This is a genomic window from Pseudomonas sp. 31 R 17 (genome assembly GCF_900004915.1).
Lineage (GTDB): Bacteria > Pseudomonadota > Gammaproteobacteria > Pseudomonadales > Pseudomonadaceae > Aquipseudomonas > Aquipseudomonas orientalis_A.
The window spans coordinates 96,262-103,766 of record NZ_CVTN01000083.1 but is presented as its reverse complement, the minus strand read 5'-3'; the positions used below and the strand labels follow the sequence as shown (position 1 = coordinate 103,766).

Below are 7,505 nucleotides of genomic sequence, written 5' to 3'. Positions count from 1 at the left end.
CGTGGGGTTGCAGGTGATCGCAACAGTCCCACACCGTGGCCGATGCGCTGTGGATCAGATGGGAAATATAGAGTTGGGCGTCTTCGAAGCTGAGTTCTTCATTGACGACGAGGCAATCCATGGGGGGATCGGGAAGTGCTTTGGTCATGGTGTAACTCCTATTGAACAAGGGAGCGACCACCAACGCTGCTAAACGTGAGGTGGCAGCTGTACGCGGGTTAGCAGACCGGTCAATAGGAAAACCAGCGCACCCGAAGGTGCCCCACGTACAGCCGCCATAATGCGGTGACAACGTGTGCCTATTGAGCTCAGGCTGCTAAACCAGATCACTGAATTTCAGTGACGGACCGAAGACTAGCCATCGATTCCAACAGGCACAAGGCGGCGGGGATTGTCTCGGAAACGTCCTGCAATTTAAAGGGACACGGCTTGCTGGCCTTTTACAAACCATGACCAAATGCCAGCAACGCCGCCTTATCTGAGCTGTGGGAGGGGCAGGCCCTGATGCCGTCTGTAGGAGCGAGCTTGCTCGCGAAAAACTCACAGGCACCGCGTTCATTCAGGAAGCACGCGTTATCGTTGGCGTTTTTCGCGAGCAAGCTCGCTCCTACAAAAAGCATCAGGTCTTGAGTCAGCGTCCGAGCATCTTTACCCAGCGCGAGGGTGGCATGCCGTAGGTGCTGCGAAATTGCCGGGTCATGTGGCTCTGGTCGGTGAAGCCGGCGCTCATCGCGGCATCCACCAGGGACACGCCCTGGGCCAATAATTGGCGCACCAGGTCCAGCCGGCGCATGGTCAGGTAGCGGTAGGGGCTGGTGCCGAACAGCAAGCGGAAATCCCGCGACAACGCCCAGCGGTCGCGCCCGGCGTGATCAGCGATTTCATCCAGGGTGATGCTGCGGCCCAGGGCGCTGTGGATAAATTCCCGGGCGCGCTCGGCGGCGATGTAATCAAAGGATTTGCGGTGGGTGATGACGCCGGACGCAGCGCTGAGCGTATGGGCCAGGTCGAACATGGCGTCCTGCTCCTGCATCGGGTCGATCGGGCAATCCAGGCTTTGCAGCAATACCTCGCTGGCGCGGTGCAGCCGCGGGTCGGTGGACACGCCGCCGGGTATGAAGGGCAGCGGCTTGCCGCCGAGGATCTGCTGGATCAGCGCCGGTTCCACGTAGATCATCCGGTACTTGAAACCCTCATCGCTGCCCGCGCGGCCGTCATGGACTTCATCGGGGTGAATCACCATGGTGGCGCCGGGCAAACTGTGGGTCATGCCGCCACGATAATGAAAACTCTGCACACCGAACAACGTGCGCCCGATGGCGTAGGTGTCATGGCGATGAGGGTCGAACGCGAAGCCGGCAAAGTAGGCCTCGATACGGTCCAGGCCGCTGGCGTGCGGCGCGCGGTGCAGCCAGTCCAGCGTGTGGGTAGGGTTGCCCATGGTGACTGTCACAAAAGGAGGTGGAAACACGTTAGCCGAGTCTGCGCCCCTTGTCTGCCGGGGTCTTGTACGATTGTGCAGTTGTTCGGCCAGGCCTATGATCCAGGCTGCGTATTGCCTCCAAGGAGCTGGCCGCGATGGAACTGTTCAACCCCGCTTATGTGGCGCCGCTGGTCTCGTTGGCCCTGCTGTGGACGGTGGCCGTGGTCACGCCCGGGCCCAACTTCTTCAACACCGCCCAATTGGCCGCCAGCTGTTCGCGCCGACATGGTGTAGTGGCTTCGGCGGGCGTGGCCACCGGTACGATCCTGTGGGGGTTGGCGGGTGGGCTGGGGATCAAGTCGCTGTTTACGGCCGCGCCTATGTTGTACCTGGCGTTCAAGATCATCGGTGGCTGCTATTTGATTTATCTGGGGCTGAAATTGTTCAAGCGCTCGGCAACCAGCATGGGCCAGACTCCGTTGCCGGATGCGGCGCGGCGCTCGCTGTTTTCCGCCTGGCGTCTGGGGCTGTTGGGTAACCTGTCCAACCCCAAGGCGGCGCTGTTCGTCGCCACTATCTTCGCATCCACCATGCCGCCGTCGCCTTCGCCGGTGTTGCTGACGTTGGCGGTGATCGTCATGGCGACCTTGTCGTTCAGTTGGTACACCAGTGTGGCACTGCTGTTTTCCAGCGAGCGCATGGCCACTCTTTACAGCCGTTCGCGTAAATGGCTCGATCGTTTTGCCGGGGGATGCTACGTCTTGTTCGGTTCACATCTGATCGCGAATCGCTGACCCTCCGTTACAGGGCTTAAATGGGGGGGGAGGGAGCAAGCGCCCTCGCCACCCAGGTTGAATCAGTCGCCCAGCGCTTCGCCTTCACGCCGCGGGTCCGCACCACCGCTCAATGACACCTGACCCCGGGCATCACGCGTGCGAACGATCGCCTGGACACCGCTGGTCATGTCGATTTCGCTCAGATCATGACCTTTGCTCTTCAAGGCCTGCTTCACGCCCGTGCTGAACAGCCCGGCCTCCAGCTCGGTTGCGCCATTGCGGCTGCCGAAGTTCGGCAGGCCGATAGCGGCCTGTGGGTCGAGTTTCCAGTCCAGCATCGCGACCAGTGTTTTGCTCACGTACTCGATGATCTGCGAGCCGCCCGGCGAACCGACGGTGGCCAGCAACTCACCGCTCTGACGGTCGAATACCAGGGTCGGCGCCATGGCCGAACGCGGGCGTTTGCCGGGTTGCACGCGGTTGGCGACGCGCTGGCCGTTTTCTTCGGGAATGAACGAGAAGTCGGTCATCTGATTATTGAGCAAAAAGCCCTGGACCATGACATGGGAGCCGAACGCCGCCTCGACCGTGGTGGTCATCGACACGGCGCCGCCCTGGTCATCCACGGCCACCACTTGCGAGGTGGAAATGCGCAGCGGCGAACGGTCCGGCGCGTAGGCCACCTGGAGGCCTGCCGGTTGACCCGGCGTGGCGATGCCCATGCTGCGTTCACCGATCAGTGCGGCGCGCCGGGCCAGGTAGTCTGGCGCAACGAGGCCGGCAACCGGCACCGGCGTGAAGTCCGCATCGGCCACGTAAAGCGCGCGGTCGGCGAACGCCAGGCGCCCGGCTTCGGCGATCAGATGCACGGCCTCGGGCGTGGGTTCAAGCCCGGCGGGCGAGGGGCTCTTGAGCGGCGTCATCGGCGCGATGGCCAGGCGCGGATCGCGCGTCTGCAGCGCCTGCAATGTGCCGAGGATTTGCGCAACAGCGATCCCGCCCGACGAAGGCGGCGGCATGCCGCACACCTTCCATTGTTTGTAGTCGGTGCACAACGGCGTGCGCTCCTTGGCGGCGTAGCCTTGAAGGTCCGCCTGGGTCAGGCTGCCGGCATTGCGATTGCCCTGCACCTTGCGGGCGATTTCATCGGCAATCGGGCCGTGATACAGCGCGTCGGGGCCCTCCTTGGCGATACGTTTGAACACCTTCGCCAGCGCCGGGTTCTTCAACAATGTACCGGTAGCTTTTGGCGACCCGTCGGCATTCAGAAAGTACGCGGCCATGTCCGGCGATTGCGCGATAAAGCGGTCGGCGGCAATCAAACTGTGCAGGCGTGGGGAGATCGCGAAACCCTGTTCGGACAACCGAATTGCCGGCTCGAACAGCTGGGCCCACGGCAGGTGGCCGCTCTTTTTATGCGCCATTTCCAGTGCCCGCAACACCCCCGGCGTGCCCACCGAACGCCCGCCAATCTGCGCATCGGTGAACGCCATGGGCGTACCGTCGGCGTTTAGAAACAACCGTTCCGTCGCGCCGGCCGGGGCGGTTTCACGGCCGTCATAGGCGTGCACTTTTTCGCCGTCCCACAGCATGATGAATGCGCCGCCGCCGATGCCGGAGGATTGCGGTTCCACCAGTGTCAGCACCGCTTGCATGGCGATCGCGGCGTCAATGGCCGAACCGCCCTGGCGCAACATGTCGCGTCCGGCTTCGGCGGCGAGCGGGTTGGCGGCGGCAGCCATATGGCGCGCGGCGTGACGCGTGACGAGATCGGTGCGATAGCCCGAACCCAGCTCCGGTGCGGGGGGTTGTTCATTGATCGTGGTGTGGCAGCCGGTCAGGGCGAGCGTGATGGCAACGGTTGATAGTTGACGGCGGGAAATAAAAAGCACGCGTTGAACTCCGTTCATTTTGAGAATGATCTGGCCTTCCTGTCAGCAGACTTTAGCGCAGAAGAGACGGGGACCGGGCCGGGTTTATGGCGCCACGCTGGAACCAAAACGAGGCAAACGCTCACTCGGTAATTGGTATTTATCTATTTCTGGAGCCTGCTATGCACAGAAGATTAGATGGTCTGCCTCACGCAAAACATGACGGTATCGAGCATGCTCGCGCCGATAATGCATCTTCCAGCCCGGCCACCGCGCCTGTCCCGCCGCTGCCCTCTTATCAATCGTTGAACCCCGCTTCAATGCTGTTCGATATCCGCCTCAAAGGCGGGCGGCTGGAACCTGATACGACCCTCGCGGGACGTGATATCGCCCGCCATCTCAATGCGCCAGACAAGCATTATGTGGCCGATGGCGCCTCGGTTGCCGGCACCTTGCGTTTCAGGGATGAGCGAGATTACCTGTTTCATATTCAGCCCACCCCTGCTGTTGCGGCGGTCTTCAGAAGCAGCCTGCCCGAGACGGATGGCGGCGCAGGTTGCGTATCGCCATTGAGCCCCGGTCGCGGGCACTTGGGAAGCGTCAGCGGTGTGCAGACGAGCGCCGACGGCAAGCAATTTCGGCTGGACCAGGGACGCCTGTATCGCTTCGAACCCCTTGCCCTGTCCTGGCTGCCCGACGCCGATAACCGAACCTACAGCCGTCTCGGGCTGACCCGTGAAGGGCAACTGTTGAAGACCCCTCGGGACGCGCTGGACAGCAGCGCGCAGGGGCGGACCTCGGCGGTGTTGAGCCAGGTTCAGGGCGTATCGGTGGTGCAGATTCAAGGTGCCGACGGGGCGGTTGTACGTCCGCTCGATGAGCGCGGCGCGCCTGTGCAACTCAGCCGAATCGGCTTGTCTGGCAGTACGCTGTACGGCGCCACGGCTGACGGTGAACTGCTGCGCGCGGACCTGCGGCTGGTGCGGGACGGCACGTTGCCGATGGTTGCGCAATCGCTCGTATCGCTGGAGCAGGCGCTGAAGGGCGCGGTGCGCGTCGAGGGGTTTTTCCATGATGACGCCGGGCAGCTCAATGCCCAGGCCCGTGATGCCCGGCAGCAATTGCACAGCGTGCCATTGGAGAGGGCTGGCGGACTGCGCCCGGCGTGGAACCTCAGTGACGTGCTGGTCAAGGGCATCGAGAAAGGCCTGCCGTTGCCCAGCCAGCAGGCATTGACCACCGCCGTCGATCTCGGGCTGCGCGGCCAGGTGGCGTTTGATTCAGGCACATTGCTGAGCTGGGATGCGGCAGCGCAACGTTGGGACAAATGCGCACAAAAGGACGTGGCCCATCTGGAGCGGGGCCTGGATGGACGCGCCTATGTGCTGCAAGCAGGGCAACTCAAAGCGGTGAATGTCACAAAGGTGCGTGACCCGGTCTTCGAGGGCGCCAGTCATGAATTGAGCGCACTGCCCAAGCCTCGCCCCCAGGTGTCACTTGAGGAAGTGCTTGCGGGCGATATTCAGCGTCCGGTCACAGGCTTCGCGGTAGCCGACGGCCGCAACTTTGTAAGCGTCGATAAAGATCATCAGCTCCAGGCCTGTGTGGACGGGGCAGTCGGCCCGTTACGGCCTTCACCGGCGCTCGCCATCAAAACACTGGCGCTGGATCATGAAGCGAATCTTTATGCACACACTCAGGGGGGCGAATTATTCAAGCTCGATCGCCACGCCTGGCAAGGCCGCGAGGGGGCTGCGCCGCGCTGGAGCCAGGTTGAACTGCCGCAGGGTCAGTCTTTGGAGTCCCTGCGGATGGGGGCTGACAAACACTTGATTGGCGGTTGGGACAAGCAATTCCATCGACTGGACAGCGCAGGCCCAGGCGCAATGACATGGGGGCCAGTGCAAGCGGCGGTGCCGGAGGGTTCATTGGCCGATACGTTAGCGGCCGGCCAGATGCGCACGCCTGTGTCAGGGGGCGCACTGACGGCCAGCAGCAATGTGCTTGGGCAAACACGCGAAGGGATACCCACCAAGCGCCATTTTTTCCAGGGGATCAAGGCGCACTTCCATCCTTTGCAGGCGCTGGGTGAGAAAGGCCGGTCCATTGCGCATCACATGCAGGGTCGCCGGGGATTGGAGAGCGTATACGTGGACGACAAGCGCCTGCACCAACAGCTCGAGTCGCTCTCCAGGAGCAAGCCGGTTGGCGCCGGCCTGAGCACTCGCCTTGCGGCCCTGAGCGAGCCCGGGCCGCGACAGGCACTGGCCGGGCAGCTCAGCCAGGCATTGCTCGAGGTCGAAAAAAGCAGCCAGGCGTGCGCCCGCCTGTTAGGCGACCTGCATGGGCTGACAGTTGACTCACAGCCCAGGCTCAGCCGCACGGTGGTGAGCGCCGAGTCGACGCTGCACCGCTTGTTTGAAGCGTTCAAGCGGGTCGAACCTTCATCACAAAAGCCCACCGCCGCGCTGCTGGCCAACTTCGAAGGGCAGGGCTTGAGGTTGCCCGAGTGGAAGCCGGAGCGTCAGCGAGATCTCGGTCATCCTTCGGCGCTCGTCGAAGGTGATTTGATTCACCATGCCCGCACGCTTGAACAGTTGGCCGGGATGGTTGAGGCACTGAGCAGCACGTCCGGCCATAGCCCGAGCGCCTTGAAAAGAATCGAGGCCTCGCTTCAGGCGGTGATGAAAGGCTTTGAAGAGGGCCCGGTGCACAAACTGTCCAGCCAGCAGATTGTCAGCTACGACCAGGCGGAATCGCTGTATGACAACTTCAAACTGCTGGCCAAGGATCTTGGCACTCCAGGGTCCGCCTTGCATTGGCACCTGTCGGGGCTGCTGGGATTGCCCGCCGATGCGTCCATACAGGACGCCATGACGCAGCAAGTGCGGCAACTGCAAAGTGGTCAGACCCTCAGCCCCAGTCGAACCCAGGGCCAGGCTCTGGGTGTGATAGTGACCGGCATAAAACCAGTGGCGCCGTTGGAGTTTTTCCTGGAGGCCTCGAAGTCCCATACCCATGGTGTGAGCATCAGTCGTACCGACCAGGGTGCACACGTTGAGATCAGCACCGATGATATGCGGCGCATGATCGGCTCCGCGGGTCTGGGGGTGACGTTAGGCCAGGGCGGTGGCGTCGTGGGGCCTGGTCTGAGGGTGGCGGGTGAGTTGTTGGCGAGCCTCGAGAAAAGCAGGGAGACGAGCATTGGTTTTGACGTGAGGGAGGCTGACTTCGGCAAGATGATGTCGATCCTGACGGGGCAGTCCGGAGGGTTCCAGGACTTGTTGGCGTTGGGCAAGGAACACGCGTCTGGAGAAGGTTCCAAGGTCAGCGCTGATCTGAGTCTGGATGGGCTTGCCCAACTGCGGCTGATGTACAGCCCCCAGGAAAATATTGCCGAGTTTGACTCGGTGATACGCGCCGGTATCGGCGGGG

At 62.4% G+C, this 7,505-nt stretch carries 4 protein-coding genes; 2 read left to right on the top strand and 2 right to left on the bottom strand.

The window, feature by feature from the left end:
• Positions 1-631: 631 nt before the first annotated feature.
• The gene (locus tag BFP89_RS24680; protein ID WP_065888067.1) at positions 632-1,441 is read right to left on the bottom strand and encodes an AraC family transcriptional regulator; all 810 of its coding nucleotides are present in this window, start codon (positions 1,439-1,441) and stop codon (positions 632-634) included.
• 137 nt (positions 1,442-1,578) lie between these two features.
• Between BFP89_RS24680 and BFP89_RS24675 the strand changes: the two genes are divergently transcribed.
• A complete protein-coding gene (locus tag BFP89_RS24675) occupies positions 1,579-2,217 on the top strand; it encodes a LysE family translocator (protein WP_065888066.1) in 639 nt (212 codons plus the stop codon).
• 62 nt (positions 2,218-2,279) lie between these two features.
• Here BFP89_RS24675 and ggt read toward each other — a convergent pair whose 3' ends face one another.
• Positions 2,280-4,091 (bottom strand): gamma-glutamyltransferase, encoded by a 1,812-nt coding sequence (gene ggt, locus BFP89_RS24670; protein WP_370671233.1) that lies wholly within the window; start codon positions 4,089-4,091, stop codon positions 2,280-2,282.
• 161 nt (positions 4,092-4,252) lie between these two features.
• Between ggt and BFP89_RS24665 the strand changes: the two genes are divergently transcribed.
• A partial coding sequence (locus BFP89_RS24665) for an AvrE-family type 3 secretion system effector (protein WP_256097382.1) occupies positions 4,253-7,505 on the top strand: 3,253 nt, incomplete at its 3' end.